The 14,957-nt window shown below is 69.9% G+C and carries 16 protein-coding genes; all 16 read right to left on the bottom strand.

The features are described 5' to 3' along the window. Positions 1-2 precede the first annotated feature (2 nt). A complete protein-coding gene (atpA, locus tag ACTOQ2_RS06315; RefSeq protein WP_362844749.1) occupies positions 3-1,652 on the bottom strand; it encodes a F0F1 ATP synthase subunit alpha in 1,650 nt (549 codons plus the stop codon). A gap of 23 nt (positions 1,653-1,675) precedes the next feature. Then, positions 1,676-2,485: a F0F1 ATP synthase subunit delta gene (locus ACTOQ2_RS06320; protein WP_440071835.1), complete on the bottom strand. Its 810-nt coding sequence runs from the start codon at positions 2,483-2,485 to the stop codon at positions 1,676-1,678. 46 nt (positions 2,486-2,531) lie between these two features. Then, complete coding sequence (locus tag ACTOQ2_RS06325) at positions 2,532-3,080, bottom strand: F0F1 ATP synthase subunit B (protein WP_440087243.1); 549 nt, start codon at positions 3,078-3,080, stop codon at positions 2,532-2,534. A 34-nt stretch (positions 3,081-3,114) separates the two neighbouring features. Then, complete coding sequence (atpE, locus tag ACTOQ2_RS06330) at positions 3,115-3,342, bottom strand: ATP synthase F0 subunit C (protein ID WP_030906562.1); 228 nt, start codon at positions 3,340-3,342, stop codon at positions 3,115-3,117. A gap of 78 nt (positions 3,343-3,420) precedes the next feature. After that, positions 3,421-4,212: a F0F1 ATP synthase subunit A gene (gene atpB, locus ACTOQ2_RS06335; RefSeq protein WP_440098770.1), complete on the bottom strand. Its 792-nt coding sequence runs from the start codon at positions 4,210-4,212 to the stop codon at positions 3,421-3,423. Between the two features lie 67 nt (positions 4,213-4,279). Beyond that, positions 4,280-4,495, bottom strand: coding sequence for an AtpZ/AtpI family protein (locus tag ACTOQ2_RS06340; protein WP_344744671.1), 216 nt, complete (start codon positions 4,493-4,495; stop codon positions 4,280-4,282). A 78-nt stretch (positions 4,496-4,573) separates the two neighbouring features. Beyond that, positions 4,574-4,999: a hypothetical protein gene (locus tag ACTOQ2_RS06345; RefSeq protein WP_440071837.1), complete on the bottom strand. Its 426-nt coding sequence runs from the start codon at positions 4,997-4,999 to the stop codon at positions 4,574-4,576. Positions 5,000-5,151: 152 nt separating this feature from the next. Next, positions 5,152-6,540 carry a glycosyltransferase family 4 protein gene (locus tag ACTOQ2_RS06350; protein WP_440098771.1) on the bottom strand — a complete coding sequence of 463 codons (1,389 nt, stop codon included), beginning with the start codon at positions 6,538-6,540 and terminating at the stop codon, positions 5,152-5,154. Between the two features lie 57 nt (positions 6,541-6,597). Then, the gene (gene glyA / locus ACTOQ2_RS06355) at positions 6,598-7,863 is read right to left on the bottom strand and encodes a serine hydroxymethyltransferase (RefSeq protein ID WP_440098772.1); all 1,266 of its coding nucleotides are present in this window, start codon (positions 7,861-7,863) and stop codon (positions 6,598-6,600) included. A gap of 125 nt (positions 7,864-7,988) precedes the next feature. Beyond that, entirely contained in the window at positions 7,989-8,369 is a 381-nt protein-coding gene (locus ACTOQ2_RS06360; RefSeq protein ID WP_362679889.1) for a hypothetical protein, read from the bottom strand. Between the two features lie 138 nt (positions 8,370-8,507). Further along, positions 8,508-10,973, bottom strand: a complete 2,466-nt coding sequence (locus tag ACTOQ2_RS06365) for a hypothetical protein (RefSeq protein WP_440098773.1) — start codon at positions 10,971-10,973, stop codon at positions 8,508-8,510. A 109-nt stretch (positions 10,974-11,082) separates the two neighbouring features. Next, positions 11,083-11,748, bottom strand: a complete 666-nt coding sequence (locus ACTOQ2_RS06370) for an L-threonylcarbamoyladenylate synthase (RefSeq protein WP_440071841.1) — start codon at positions 11,746-11,748, stop codon at positions 11,083-11,085. Positions 11,749-11,758: 10 nt separating this feature from the next. After that, positions 11,759-12,613: a peptide chain release factor N(5)-glutamine methyltransferase gene (gene prmC, locus ACTOQ2_RS06375; RefSeq protein WP_440071842.1), complete on the bottom strand. Its 855-nt coding sequence runs from the start codon at positions 12,611-12,613 to the stop codon at positions 11,759-11,761. Between the two features lie 24 nt (positions 12,614-12,637). Next, positions 12,638-13,690 (bottom strand): peptide chain release factor 1, encoded by a 1,053-nt coding sequence (gene prfA, locus ACTOQ2_RS06380; protein WP_344744662.1) that lies wholly within the window; start codon positions 13,688-13,690, stop codon positions 12,638-12,640. A 103-nt stretch (positions 13,691-13,793) separates the two neighbouring features. Further along, positions 13,794-14,012 carry a 50S ribosomal protein L31 gene (rpmE, locus tag ACTOQ2_RS06385; protein ID WP_362679879.1) on the bottom strand — a complete coding sequence of 73 codons (219 nt, stop codon included), beginning with the start codon at positions 14,010-14,012 and terminating at the stop codon, positions 13,794-13,796. A 287-nt stretch (positions 14,013-14,299) separates the two neighbouring features. Next, on the bottom strand, positions 14,300-14,944 hold the full coding sequence (locus ACTOQ2_RS06390; RefSeq protein WP_440099074.1) for a response regulator transcription factor: 645 nt from the start codon (positions 14,942-14,944) through the stop codon (positions 14,300-14,302). Positions 14,945-14,957 lie beyond the last annotated feature (13 nt).

The following is a 14,957-nucleotide window of genomic DNA, read 5'->3' on the forward strand; positions in this document are numbered from 1 at the left end:
GGCTACTTCTTCTCTGCCGTGCGGACTCGCTTCGTGATCTTCTCCTGGCCGACCTCGCCCTCGCCGAGCGCGGCGACCGGCTCGTCGTTGACCAGGTACTCACCGGAGGAGGTCTCGAAGCTCTTCTTGAACTCGGTGATGGCGTCCTTGAGGGCGACCACCGCGTCGTCGGGCAGCTGCTTGGTCTCGCGGATGCCGTCGAAGATGCCCTTGTGCTCGCGGCCCAGGTAGTCGAGGAACTCCGTCTCGAAGCGGCGGATGTCCTCGACCGGGACCTCGTCGAGCTCGCCCGTGGTGCCGGCCCACACCGAGACGACCTGCTTCTCGACCGGGAACGGGCTGTACTGGGCCTGCTTGAGCAGCTCGACCAGACGCTGGCCACGCTCCAGCTGGGCGCGGGAGGCCGCGTCCAGGTCGGAGGCGAAGGAGGCGAACGCCTCCAGGTCACGGAACTGCGACAGCGACAGGCGCAGCGTGCCGGCGACCTGCTTCATCGCCTTGATCTGCGCGGAGCCGCCGACTCGGGAGACGGAGACACCGACGTTGATGGCCGGACGCACACCCGCGTTGAACAGGTCGGTCTCGAGGAAGCACTGGCCGTCGGTGATGGAGATGACGTTGGTGGGGATGAACGCCGAGACGTCGTTGCCCTTCGTCTCGATGATCGGCAGACCGGTCATCGAGCCGGAACCCATGTCCTTGGACAGCTTCGCGCAACGCTCAAGGAGGCGGGAGTGCAAGTAGAAGACGTCGCCGGGGAACGCCTCGCGGCCCGGCGGGCGGCGCAGCAGCAGGGAGACGGCGCGGTAGGCGTCGGCCTGCTTGGTCAGGTCGTCGAAGACGATGAGGACGTGCTTGCCCTGGTACATCCAGTGCTGGCCGATGGCCGAACCGGTGTAGGGCGCGAGGTACTTGTAACCGGCCGGGTCGGACGCCGGAGCGGCGACGATGGTGGTGTACTCCATCGCGCCCGCCTCCTCGAGGCGGCCCTTGACCTGGGCGATCGTGGAGCCCTTCTGGCCGACCGCGACGTAGACGCAGAGAACCTGCTTGTCGGGGTCGCCGGAGAGCCAGTTCTCCCGCTGGTTGAGGATGGTGTCCACGGCGACGGCGGTCTTGCCCGTGCCACGGTCACCGATGATCAGCTGGCGCTGGCCGCGGCCGATCGGCGTCATGGCGTCGACCGCCTTGAGACCGGTCTGCAGCGGCTCCTTCACCGGCTGACGCTGGACCACCGAGGGGGCCTGGAGTTCGAGGGCGCGCAGGCTCTCGGACTCGATGGGGCCCTTGCCGTCCAGGGGGACGCCCAGCGGGTCGACCACTCGGCCGAGGAAGCCGTCGCCGACCGGCACGGACAGGACCTCGCCCGTCCGGCGGACCGACTGGCCCTCCTCGATCTTGCTGAAGTCGCCCAGAACAACGACACCGATCTCCCGGACGTCCAGGTTCAGTGCCAGGCCACGCGTGCCGTCCTCGAACTCAAGCAGCTCGTTCGCCATCGCCGAGGGAAGGCCGGAGACATGGGCGATACCGTCGCCGCAGTCGACGACGGTCCCGATCTCCTCGCGCGCGGCACCTTCCGGCTCGTACGCCTGGACGAAGCGCTCAAGTGCGTCCCGGATCTCGTCCGGCCGGATCGTAAGCTCCGCCATCTCTCTTCAGTCTCCCTATTCGCCTAGCCGGCCAACCGGCGGCGGACTTCTTCGATTCGTCCCGCGATGGTGGTGTCGATGAGGTCGTCCCCGATGTGAACCGAGAACCCTCCCAGCACCCGCGGATCCACCTCGACGTTCAGATGAACGTCGCGGCCGTACGAGGTGCGCAGCCACGTGGCGAGACGCTGCTTCTGCCCCTCTGAAAGCACGACGGCGCTGCGCACCACCGCGACGAGGCGCTGCCGCTGGGCGGCGACCAGCTTGCCGAACTCCTCAAGCCCACCGTCCAGGCTACGTCCTCTCGGATGCAGCACGAGCTGGGTGACCAGCCGCAGGGTGGTGGGGGCGACCTTCGCGGCCAGGAGGGAGCCCAGAAGCTCCCGCTTGGCGGACTCGGGGGCCGCCGGCGCCGTCAGGGTCCGGTGAAGCTCCAGGTTCGAGGCGGCGATGCGCCCGAACCGGAACAGCTCGTCCTCGACGTCGTCGAGCCTGCCCTGCGCCTCCGCCTCGGCCGAGGCCGCGATGACGCCGAGCCGCTCCAGGGAGTCGGCCAGGTCACCCGAGCGCGCCCACCTGGCGGACACGGCCGCGGCGACCGTCTCCAGGGCGGCGTCGCTGATCTTGCCCTCCAGCAGCACCCGGACGATCTGCGCCTTCTGGGCCGCGGGACTGGCCGGGTCGGAGAGGTTGCGGCGGAGCCCGTGTTCGCGGTCGAACAGGGCGGCGACCGAGAAAAGCTCGTCGGCCAGCGTGCCGAGGTCCGCGCTTCCCGCGACGGCGTTGAAGCGCTCTTCGACCTCGGCCAGCGAGGCCCTGCTGAGGCCCCTCATCAGCCGCTCACCGACACTCGCGCGTCACGCCTGGTTCGCCGTGTCATCAGCGGACCGCCGCGTTGCTCGACTCGAGCTCCTCGAGGAACCTGTCGACGGTACGGCGCTGGCGCGCCTCGTCCTCCAGGGACTCCCCGACGATGCGGCCGGCCAGCTCGATCGACAGGCGGCCGAGCTCCGTGCGGAGCTGGGCGAACGCCTGCTGGCGGTCGGCCTCGATCTGCAGGTGGGCGGCCTCGACCAGGCGGCGGGCCTCGGCCTGAGCCTCCTCGCGGAGCTCGGCCTTGATCTGCGCACCCTGCTCACGGGCCTCCTCACGCAGCCGCGAGGCTTCGTGACGGGCTTCGGAGAGCTGGTCCTTGTACTGCTTGAGCAGCGCCTGGGCCTCGGCCTGCGCGTCCTCGGCTCGCTTGATGCCGCCTTCGATCGCATCGGTCCGCTCGACCAGGGTCTTCTGGATGCGCGGGGTGAGGATCTTACCGACGACGAAGAGGACGAAGAAGAAGGCGAAGCCGCCGACGACAAGCTCGTAGGTGTGCGGGAGGAGGGGGTTAGCCCCCTCCTCCGCTGCCAGGAGCGAAGCTGCCTGAATCATTTGTGCAGCCTTCCGTCAGAGGTTTTTCTGCGTCTTACTGACCGAACATGAACGGCGCGACAAGGCCGATGAGGGCCAGCGCCTCGGTGAGGACGAAGCCGAGCAGCATGTTCTGGCGGATCAGGCCGTAGGCCTCGGGCTGGCGGGCGATGGCCTGCACACCCTGACCGAAGATGATGCCGACGCCGATGCCGGGGCCGATGGCGGCGAGGCCGTAGCCGATGGAACCGAGGGAGCCGGTGACCTCAGCGAGGATTCCCATTGCCATGGTGTTGTGTTTCCTTTACAGGTCGGCCGGTGAAGGCTCACCGGTCTGGATATTCGAGGGAGGTCTGTGTGCCTAGTGGTCGGCGTGGAGCGAGTTGCCGATGTACATCGCGGCGAGCATCGCGAAGAGGAACGCCTGCAGGAACTGGATGAACATCTCGAAGCCCGTCATCGCGATCGTCATGATCACGCCGACCACGCCGAGCGGTGCGCCCAGCGGGGTGAGCTTCTCGAAGAGGAACCAGAAGCCGACGAGGCTGAAGAAGGCCAGGATGATGTGGCCGGCGAACATGTTGGCGAACAGTCGCACCGCGTGCGTGAAGGGCGCGATGATCATGTTGGACAGGAGCTCGATCGGGGCCAGCAGCACGTAGATCGGCTTGGGCAACCCCGGGGGGAACATCATGTTCTTGAAGTAGCCGATCGCGCCCTGGTGCTTGACACCCAGGTAGATCTTCAGGATGTAGACGCTGAGGGCGAGCACGATCGGGAAGGCGATGTGCGAGGCGACCGGGAACTGCAGCACCGGGATGACGCCCATCAGGTTCCAGACCCAGACCAGGAAGAACATGCTGAGCAGCAGGCCCATCCACCGGTCGGCGTCCTTGCCGAGGAACGGCCGGGCGACCTGGTCGCGGACGAACATGTAGCCCATCTCGCCGATGTTCTGCACGCCCCGCGGCACCAGCTTCGGGTTGCCGAAGGCCGACCAGCAGAAGCCGATGACGATGATCGAGCTCAGCAGGGCCAGCAGTACCGGCTTCGTGAACCAGGCGACGCCCGAGACGAGCGGGGCGGCGTCGAAGAGTTCGAGTCCCGGAGGCGTGAACTCGTCCCCGGGAGCGAGGAGCGTCAGCGTGCTCACGCGGCGTTCCCTTCAGCGTGGTAGTTGATCGAAATGGCTTCGTCAGCGAAGCGACCGCCGCCGAAGGCTAGCGACCGTACTTCCGGTAGACCAGGTAGACGGATAGAGCGACCCCGAGAATCAATCCGATCGGGGTGAAGGCGACCACGCCAGTCCACTTGGACAGCAACCAGCCCGCACCGCCGTACAGGATCATCCCGGAGAGGAGATAGCTGGGGATCGACCAGGCGGCGTTGGCGAAGTCGCGGCCGTCGTCTTCGGGCCGGATTTTCTTTTCGCTCATCGCGGGCATGACGATAGCAGTCGCGGTGAGGACTAGTCATATCGGGCAGGGTCCAGACCGCCAGCGAGATGATACGCCTCATCGCGGATCGCCCTGACCTGGAACCCGGCCATCGGGGTCGACGTAGAGCATCTTGAGCTTCATGAAGCCGCGCATCTCGCCGACCGTCCAGGCGATCGTGCACGCGATGGCCGCCCAGCCGAAGGCCTTGGGCTCGAACGCGGTGGCGTCCTCGAAGGTCTTGAGCAGAGCCATGATCACGAGAATCTTCACCGCGTAGCTCAGCACCGCGGCGGTCATCATCATCATGGGCGACACGCGGCTCGCGTACGAGACCGCCATGATGCCGAGGGTGAAGAAGACGCCGACGACCACGGTCCCGATCGCGGCGCCGAGCGCTCCCTTGGCTCCGGCCAGCAACGCCGCGACGAGGATCACGACCAGCCCCACCAGCACCGTGGGTATCGCAGCCCCCTTCAGAAGGCGCACGTCGTTGGCCAGCATCGGCACTCCAAGTGACTGTTATCAAGCGAGCGATTGCTACCTTGCAGGTCTAAGCAGGTTCACCATCTGCTAGTGAAAGCTATCACAAGCTCATGGAAGAGCGCCTTTACCTGCCGTTTCAAGTGAACGATCAAGGAGCCGGGGAAAGCGGCTCAAAGCGGCGTCTCAGGGTTTGAGAAACCGTGCCGGGGAGCGCTGAGTGACAGGTCGGGCCGCACCGGCAGGGTGGCCGTCTCGTCGCCGGCGGCGGCCGGACGGTGCCCCGGCGCCTCCGCGGGATACGGATGGGGCCTGACCCGGCCCGGCTGCTGCTCACCGGGGTGCGCGTGCCGCCCGGGTCCCTCCGCGGGACCGCCGGGACCCGCGGGACCGGGATCGAGCGGGCCGCGCCCGTCACCTCGCCCGTCGCCGCGCTCCTCGTCAGTGCCCTCGGCCCCGCCGAGGTCACGGCGGGCGCGCAGGCGGGGCAGCGCCATCATCACCAGCACGCCGATGGCGAGCAGCACGGTCAGCGGGAACAGGATGAGCGGGACGCCCTCGATGGACAGCGCCACGACCGCGAAGGCGAACAGGAAGGTCCACGCGTACATGATCATGACGCTGCGGCGGTGCGAGTGGCCGATGTCCAGCAGCCGGTGGTGCAGGTGCCCCCGGTCGGGCGAGAACGGCGACAGGCCGTTGGACGTGCGCCGGATCACCGCCATGATCAGGTCCAGCAGCGGGAGCACCAGGATCGCGACCGGCACCAGGAGCGGGAGGATGACGGGGAAACGGTTGATGCTGCTGGAGTCGAGCGGTGTGACCAGAATCATCGTGGAGGCGAGGACCAGGCCGATCAGCATCGCCCCCGTGTCGCCCATGAAGATCTTCGCCGGGTGGAAGTTGTGCGGCAGGAAGCCCAGGCAGACCCCGATCAGCACCGAGGCGATGACCGCCGTCGCGTTGATGCTGGTGTCGCCGTAGTCCTTCGACAGGGCCACCGAGTACGTCCACGTGGCCATCGCGGCGATGCCGACGATCCCCGCGGCCAGCCCGTCGAGCCCGTCGACGAAGTTGACGGCGTTGATCATGACGACCACGATCAGGATCGTGATCAGCGGGCTCAGTGTCGAGTCGAGGATGGTCTGCCCGCCCAGCGCGGTCGGCAGCGGGAGCCACGGCAGGCTGACACCGAAGGTGACGAGCACCCCCGCGGCGCCGATCTGCCCGGCGAGCTTGACGAGGGCGTCCATCCCCAGCCAGTCGTCCAGGAAGCCGGTCAGCGTGATCAGGCCGCCTGCGGCGATCAGCGCGATCACGATCTTTCCCTGGCCCTCGGCCAGCTTGCCTCCGGCGTAGGGCAGCTCGGCGGCGATCAGCAGGCCGGCGACGAGGCCGCCGTACATCGCCAGACCACCCAGCCTGGGCGTCGGCGTGGTGTGCACGTCACGATCGCGGACCTCGGGCATGGCGCCGATACGGACGGCGAAAACGCGGATCAGCGGAACCAGCAGATACGTCACTGCGGCCGCGACGAGCGCCATGAGTAGATATTCGCGCACGGAACCAGTTTCGCGGATAGTCCGGCCACCTGTGACCGGAAAACGACACAGAACAGCTCATAGTTCGCTGGGATATATCCGGTGGGTCCTCGTCAGCACCGCGACGCGCTCCCGTATCTCCCCCGTCGCGTCGGGGTTGCGGATGACCTGCGCCACCATCGAGGCCACCTCCTTCATCTCCTCGGGCCCCATCCCCTGGGTCGTGACGCAGGGGGTGCCGACCCGGATCCCGGACGTCACCGTGGGCGGTTCGGGATCATAGGGGATCGCATTGCGGTTCAGCGTGATCCCGGCCGCTTGACACCGCTGCTCGGCCACCGCGCCGGAGATCCCGACGTCGCGCAGGTCGATCAGCGCCAGGTGGCTGTCGGTGCCCCCGGAGACGGGCCGCATGCCCTCGGCGGCCAGCGCGTCGGCCAGCACCTGGGCGTTGGCCACCACCCGCCGCGCGTACTCCGCGAACTCCGGCCGCAGCGCCTCGCCGAACGCCACCGCCTTGGCCGCCACCGCGTGCATGAGCGGGCCGCCCTGCACGAAAGGGAAGACCGCCCGGTCGATCCTGGGGCCCAGCTCCCCCGTGCACATGATCCCGCCGCCCCTCGGACCGCGCAGCGCCTTGTGCGTGGTGAAGGTCACCACGTCCGCGTACGGCACGGCGGAGGGCAGCGCCCGCCCGGCCATCAGGCCGACGGTGTGCGCGACGTCGGCGAGCAGCCAGGCGCCCACCTCGTCCGCGATCCCCCGGAAGGCGGCGAAGTCGATCTCGCGGGGGTAGGCGGTGGCACCACAAATGATCATCTTGGGCTGGTGCCGCAGCGCCAGCTCCCTGACCTCGTCGTAGTCGATCAGCTCGGTGTCCCTGCGCACGCCGTACGCCACGACGTCGAACCAGCGTCCCGAGAAGTTGACCTTGGAGCCGTGCGTGAGGTGGCCGCCGTGCGACAGCTCCATCGCCAGCATGGTGTCGCCCGGCTGGAGCAGGGCCGCGTAGGCCGCCAGGTTCGCCGAGGCGCCGGAATGGGGCTGCACGTTGACGTGCTCGGCGCCGAACAGCCGCTTGGCCCGGTCGATCGCGAGCCGCTCGGCCCGGTCGACGACCTCGCACCCGGCGTAGTAACGCCTGCCGGGGTAGCCCTCGGCGTACTTGTTGGTGAGCGTCGAGCCGAGCGCGGCGAGCACGGCGGGCGAGGTGAAGTTCTCACTCGCGATCAGCTGGACGCCCCCGCGGAGCCGGTCGAGCTCGTCGAGCAGCACGCTCGCGATCTCCGGGTCCTCGCGCTGCAGGAGACCGAAATCCGGCCCGTAGTACGGTTCTGCGCCCATGGCTCACACCCCGAAGACGACGACTCACCCCCACTGTAAGCCCGCCGTCCCCGGTTATCCCACGTCAGGGACACGCCGCCCCGGGACAGCGTGTCGCGGAGGACCGCCGCCGCCGGGAGGCCGCCTCACGAGAACGCGTGCGGGGCTCCGGCCTTGACCGGCACCCATCTCGGCGTGTCGGCCGCCTGGTCGCTGATCGACGTCAGGATCGCCTGCCGGTAGAGGCTCAGGCGGGTGCGCCACTCCGTCATGTCCTCGACGTAGCGGCCGGAGACGGGGGCGTCCCAGACGTCCCTGCTCCTGGCGAGCTGGTAGGCCTTGTCCAGGCTGGCGGTCAGCGTGTCGAGCACGGGGAGCACCTGCCTCCACATCATGACCAGCCGCTGGTAGTCGGGGTTGAACTCCCACGACGTGACGGCGTCCGGGGACGGCAGCCCGTTGTTGGCCGAGGCCGGCGGGGTCTCCCCCGGCTGCAGCGGCTGCGGTGCGGGTGGATCCACGAACATCACAGGCTCCTCACCCTCGCTGACACGCTCCCTGCCTCCTGCTCACTCACCGCTACCCGGTGTCTCGTGCTCATCCGCCCGCCGCTTCGCGCTCACGGCGCTCACGGCGCTCACGACCTCGCGCCCGCGTTCCGGCGATCACCGGCCGCCGCCCGGAGGCGGGATCGGCCGCAGCGGGTCTCCCGGTTCCACGTCGCCGGCCGGGCCGTCGGGCCGGATGTCCATGGGCGCCCAGGCCCCCTCACCCCAGGTCTCCCCGTCGGGCACGCTCACGCCCGGCATCTCCAGCGGCTCGATCTCGCGGGCGTTGTCCGCGAGCGTCCTGAGCGCGTCGAGATCGAGCGGGCCCGCCTCGGCGGTGACGACGTCGCTGCCGTCGTTCGCCCACCGGGCGGCCGAACCCTCGCCCGGCTGCGCGGCCACCCCGCCGGGCGCCGCCCCCGCCGCCTGCCCGGACGTGCCCTCGGCACCGCGCGCCTCACCGGAGACCGCGTCGCCGATGGACGGCGCCGGTCCTCCGGCGGGCCGGGTGGCCGCCTCGCCCGAGGTCGTGCCCGCCGTCTGGATCGCGGGCTCACCCGAGGCCGTACCGGCGGGCCGGGGCGCGGCGTCACCGGTGGACGTCGAGTCTCCCGCGGGCCGGGGCCCGGCGGGCTCGCCGGAGGTCGTACCGGTGGATTGGGGGCCCTGGGAAGTGGTGTCGCCACCGGTGCCCGGCGGCTGGACGGTCTGGTCCGTGGCCGGCCCCGCGGTGTCGAGGAGCGGGTACGCGGGCTTGGCGGAATCGAGCGGGCCGTGCGGCTCGACCCAGCCGGGCTGCCCGGTGGTGCCGGAGACATTGTCGATCGCGGGCATCTCCAGCGGCGGGATGTCCTCGATGTTCTTCAGCAGCTCGTCGACCTCGGCCGCCGTGGGCGCGTCGAGCGGGATCTGGAGCACCTTCACCCCGTCGACCTCCACGATCTTCGCCTTGGAGTCGCTCTGGTCGATGTCGTCGGGGTGGTCCTTCCTGGAGGTGTCGAGGACGGTGTCGCCGGAGGAGCCGCCCTCCTGCCTCGGCGAGCGCTCGTCGCCCTTGGAACCGGCGTCGCCCTTGGCGTCGGGATCGTTCGCGGGCGCGTTGCCGGTGGAATCCCCGCGCGGGGTCGTCTCGTCGCCCTTCGAGCCCGTGTCGCCCTTGGTGTCGGAGTCGTTCACGGGCGCGTCGCCGGTCGGATCCTGCCCGCGCGGCGTCGTGTCGTCCGCGTTGACGATCTCCGGCCGGGTGCCGTCGGCCCTGGGCGGTTCCGGCGCGGGCGTGGACTCTCCCTGCGGCGTCCCGGGCCCAGGGTTCTGGGTGGCGGTCTCGGGCGTACGCGGGACGTCGGGCGCCTCGCGCGGCGCGGCGTCGACCGGCTGCCCCCCACCCTGCGGGTTCTCCCCCGGTCCGGGGACCGCGGGCTTCAGGTCCTCGACCCTCGGCGTCTCCGGCCGCGCGTCGTCGGCCCTCGGGGCGTCCGGCGCGGGCGCGGAATCCTGCCTGGGCGCCTCCGGCGCGGGCGCGCCCTCGGCGTTGGGCGTCCCCGGCACGGGCGCGCCCTGGGCGTTCGGCACCTCAGGGACGCGATCCGGCGCGGGCGCCTCGGGCCGGGTGTCCTCGGCCCTCGGTGCGTCCGGCAGGGACGGGGAATCCGGGGTGCGGGCCTCCGGCGGGGGCGCGGAATCGCCTTCCGGGACCTCCGGTACGGGATCCGGGGCAGGAGGCTCGGGGCGCGGCTCCTCGGCCCTCGGGGGCTCCGGCGCGGGATCGGGCTTGGGGTCGGGCTTGGGAGGCTCGGGACGCGACTCCTCGGCCCTCGGGGGCTCCGGCGCGGGATCGGGCTTGGGAACCTCGCGCGGCGCGCTGTCCGTCGGCTTGCCGCTCTCCTTGGACGTCTCCCCCTCCCGCGGGGAGGTCTCGTCGGCTTTCGACCCCGTTTCCGGCTTCCGGTCGTCGGCTCCGGACGCCTCGGGTTTCGGCGTCTCCTTCCGATCGTCGCGATCGTCGCGCGGGGAGGTCTCGTCACCCTTCGAACCCGCCTCGGGCTTGGCCTCGTCGCCCTTCGGGGTGTCCGGCTTGGTGTCCGGCTTGGTGTCGGGCTTGGAGGAGTCCTTGGGATCGTCACGCTGGGTGCTCTCGGCCGACTGGTCGCCGACGCGGGGCCTGTCGTCCGACCCGACGGCCGGCTTGAGGTCCTCGGCCTTCGGGGTGTCGGGCTTGGCGCCGTTCTGAGAACCGGTCTCCGGTTTGGCGCCGTTCTGGGAGTCCGTCTGCGGCTTCGCCCCCTCGCCCTGGGAGCCCGTCTCGGGCTTCGGATCCCCGGCCTTCGGCTCGGTGGGGGGCGCCGTCGCGTTCTGGCTGACCTTCTTCTCCAGTAACGTCACGCGGGCGGAGACGTCGCGGACCATCACATCGCACGCGTCGGCGATCTGGACGGGTCGGTGGGTCGACTGCGAGGACAGGCCGGCCCCGCTCATCATCTGCGAGACCCTGCCCTCGACGTTCCGCATCTGCTCGGCGGCCCGCTGCACCTCGGACAACAGGTCGCGGACCAGCTTGGGGTCCATTCCTTCGAACTTGCCCATGGACGTCTCCCAGGAAGTGTCGGCCCACTTCAAGGTACCGGGGAGACAGCCCGGCGTCACGGTGATAATCAGATGGCATGGATCACGGCATATGCCGTGGATGCACTGGTCAGTTGTCGGGCTCCGGGCCCGTGTCCGTCGCGACGTAGCCGATCACACCGCGCAGCTTCTCCACGCTGATCGCCCCGCGCCGCAGCAGCCTGGGCACCGCGGTGGTCAGGTCGAGGATCGTCGAGGGGATGTCGCTCTCGCACGGCCCCGCGTCGAGATAGACCGACACCGAGTCGCCGAGCTGCTTCTCCGCGTCGGCGGCGGTGGTGGCGGCCGGGGCACCGGAGCGGTTGGCGCTGGAGACGGCCAGCGGGCCGGTCTCCTTGAGCAGGTCGAGGGCGACCGCGTGCAGCGGCATCCGGATGGCGACGGTGCCCTTGGCGTCACCGAGATCCCACGACAGCGACCGGTTCGCGCGGCAGATCAACGTGAGCGGGCCCGGCCAGAAGGCGTCGACAAGATCCTGGCCGTACGGGCCGAGGTTCTCCACCAGGGCGTTGGCGGCCCGGACGGTCCCGACCAGCACGGGCACCGGCATGTCACGGCCGCGCCCCTTGGCCGCCAGCAGTGCGGTGACCGCGGCGGGCGTGAAGGCGTCGGCGCCGACACCGTAGACGGTGTCGGTCGGAAGCACCACGAGCTCCCCCCGCTGGAAGGCGGAGGCGGCCTCGAGCAGGCCGGTGGCTCGCTGCTCGGCATCCATACAGTCATAACGTCGGCTCACGGCGTGCATCCTATTCCTGGCCGAATCGAGCGGTGACGAAGCGGTCCCTGCGCGTCAGATCCTGGCGGCTGCGCACGTCGCGCCAGCCGTTCTCCTCGGAGAAGATCAGATATACCGGAGTGCCCTGCTGGTCGGCGTGCTCCACGGCGACGAACCCGCCGGGACGGAGCAGCCTCCTGGCGGTCCGCTCGACCGCCCTGACCTCGTCGAGGCCGTCGCTGCCCGATCCGTACAGCGCGCGGTGCGGGTCGTAGTCGCGGACCTCGGGGTCGCGGGGGATCGCGCCCGGCGGGATGTAGGGCGGGTTGGAGATCACCAGGTCGACCTGGCCGTCCAGCTCGGAGAGGGCGTCGGCCAGATCCTCCGGGTGCAGGTGGACGCGGCCCTGGCCGTACTCGATGATGTTGCGCTTGGCCCAGGTGTAGGCGCCCGGGTCGACCTCGACCGCGTGCACGGTGGCCAGCGCGACCTCTTGGGCGATCGACAGCGCGATGGCGGCCGAGCCCGTCCCGAGATCCACGACCACCGGCGAGGCGACGTCCATCTCCCGCAGCCGGTCGATCGCCCAGCCCGCCACGACCTCGGTCTCCGGGCGCGGTACGAACACGCCGGGCCCGACCTCCAGGGACAGGTAGCGGAAGTAGGCCCGCCCGGTGATGTGCTGGAGCGGCTCGCGGGACTCCCTGCGGGCGACGCCCTCCCAAAACAGGGCGTCGAAGTCGGAGTCCTTCACCATGTGCAGCTCGCTGCGGCGCACGCCGTGCACACACGCGGCGATCTCCTCGGCGTCGGTGCGCGGCGACGGCACACCTGCCTCGGCGAGCCGGGCGGTGGCGAGGGCGATCTCGTCCAGCAGAAAGGTCATGGGCGCGTTCTATGAATGGGCGAGCTACGAATGGGCGGCGAGCTTCTCCGCCATCTCGGCGTCGAGCAGGGACTGGATGACGGCCGAGAGGTCTCCGTCGAGCACCTGGTCGAGGTTGTAGGCCTTGAAACCGACGCGGTGATCGGAGATGCGGTTCTCGGGGAAGTTGTAGGTGCGGATGCGCTCGGAGCGGTCGACCGTGCGGATCTGGGACTTGCGCTCGGCCATGGCGGCGGCGTTGGCCTCCTCCTCGGCGATCGCCTGCAGGCGGGCCCGCAGGATGCGCATGGCCGACTCCTTGTTCTGGAGCTGGCTCTTCTCGTTCTGGCAGGAGGCGACGACACCCGTCGGGACGTGCGTGATCCGCACGGCCGAGTCGGTGGTGTTGACGCTCTGGCCACCGGGGCCGCTGGAGCGGTAGACGTCGATGCGCAGGTCGTTCGGGTCGATCTGGACGTCGACATCCTCGGCCTCCGGGTAGACGAGCACCCCGGCGGCACTGGTGTGGATGCGCCCCTGCGACTCGGTGACCGGGACCCGCTGGACGCGGTGCACGCCACCCTCGAACTTGAGCCTCGACCAGACGCCCTCGTCGCCCCTGGCCTTCAGGGCGATCGTGACGTCCTTGTAACCGCCGAGGTCGGAGTGGGTGGCGTCGATCAGCTCGGTCTTCCAGCCGATCCGCTCCGCGTAGCGCAGATACATCCGCAGGAGGTCCCCGGCGAACAGGGCGGACTCCTCGCCGCCCTCGCCCGCCTTGATCTCCATGATGATGTCCTTGTCATCGTTGGGATCGCGCGGGACGAGCAGATGCCTGAGCTTCTCCTCCAGCTCGGGAATCCGGGCCTCCAGCTCCTTGGCCTCCTCGGCGAACCCCTCGTCCTCCGAGGCCAGCTCCCGCGCCGTGCCGAGGTCGGACTGGACGCCCTCGAGCTCGCGGTAGGTGGCGACGATCGGGGTCAGCTCGGCGTAGCGCCTGCCGAAGGTGCGCGCCTGCTTCTGGTCGGCGTGCACGGAGGGGTCGGCGAGCTTGAGTTCCAGCTCGGCGTACTCACTGAGCAGCTCGTCGAGATTCACCGTGCGTCCTTCCTTGAAAGCCCTGGTCAGCCTGCCTCATCACCACGAACGCCGACCCGGGCCCCCACGAGGGGGGTTCTCCGAGCCGGCGCCGGGATGAGAGCTACTGGCCCGCGGGCTTCTTGCCGAAGCGCTTCTCGAAGCGCGCCACCCGGCCGCCGGTGTCCAGGATCTTCTGCTTGCCCGTGTAGAAGGGGTGGCAGGCGGAGCACACGTCAGCGTGGATCACGCCGTTCTTGGCGGTGCTGCGGGTGGTGAAGGAGTTACCACAGGTGCAGGTCACCTGGGTCTCGTTGTACTCCGGGTGAATGTCGGGCTTCATATCGCCTTTTCCTCTCCAAAACGCGGTCGCCGGGTCGCCACTGTCTCTCGCCTGTGGGGCTTGCGCGCTGAGCACACCGAGGTGCGCGCGGGCGGGAACCGGAACCGCTACGGTTCGGCTACCAGTGTGCCAGATCCTCCAACCATCCCAGGCCACAAGACATTCCCCCACCCCGTGACCCGCGGCCCCGGAACGGGCACGGCGTGCTCACGGCCCCCCGGCGAGCGCGATATCCGTGAGGGAACCGGAACCCCGGACCCCGCGGGGAAACCAGGGGCTCCAGGCCCTCACCTCCCCAGGTACGCGAGCACGGCGAGGACCCGGCGATGATCGTCGGCGGCGGGCTCCAGCCCGAGTTTGCCGAAGATGCTGGAGATGTGCTTCTCCACGGCACCCTCGGTGACGAGCATCCGCCCGGCGACCGCGGTGTTGGAGCGCCCCTCCGCCATCAGGGCCAGGACCTCGCTCTCCCTGGCGGTCAGGGACTCCAGGGGGTCGCCCCTGCGCTGGCGGCTCAGGAGCTGTCCGATCACCTCGGGGTCGATGACCGTCCCCCCGGCCGCCACCCGGCGTACGGCGTCGAGGAACTCGGCCACGTCCGCTATCCGCTCCTTGAGCAGGTAGCCGACCGCCGCGGCGCCGCCGCCGATGAGCTCCGTGGCGTACTGCTCCTCGACGTACTGCGACAGGACGAGGATCGGCAGCCCCGGCCGCCGGGACCTGGCCTCCAGAGCGGCGCGCAGCCCCTCGTCGGTGTGGGTCGGCGGCATCCGCACGTCGACGACGGCCAGGTCCGGATCGTGCTCGTCGACCACCGTCACCAGGCCGGGGCCGTCGCCCGCCACCCCGACGGTCTCGATGCCCCCGTCGGCCAGCAGCCTGGCCAGTCCCTCGCGCAACAGCACCGAGTCCTCGGCGATCACCACCCGCATGGGTCTCACGTTC

It is taken from the genome of Streptosporangium sp. H16 (genome assembly GCF_051918855.1).
Taxonomy (GTDB): domain Bacteria; phylum Actinomycetota; class Actinomycetes; order Streptosporangiales; family Streptosporangiaceae; genus Streptosporangium.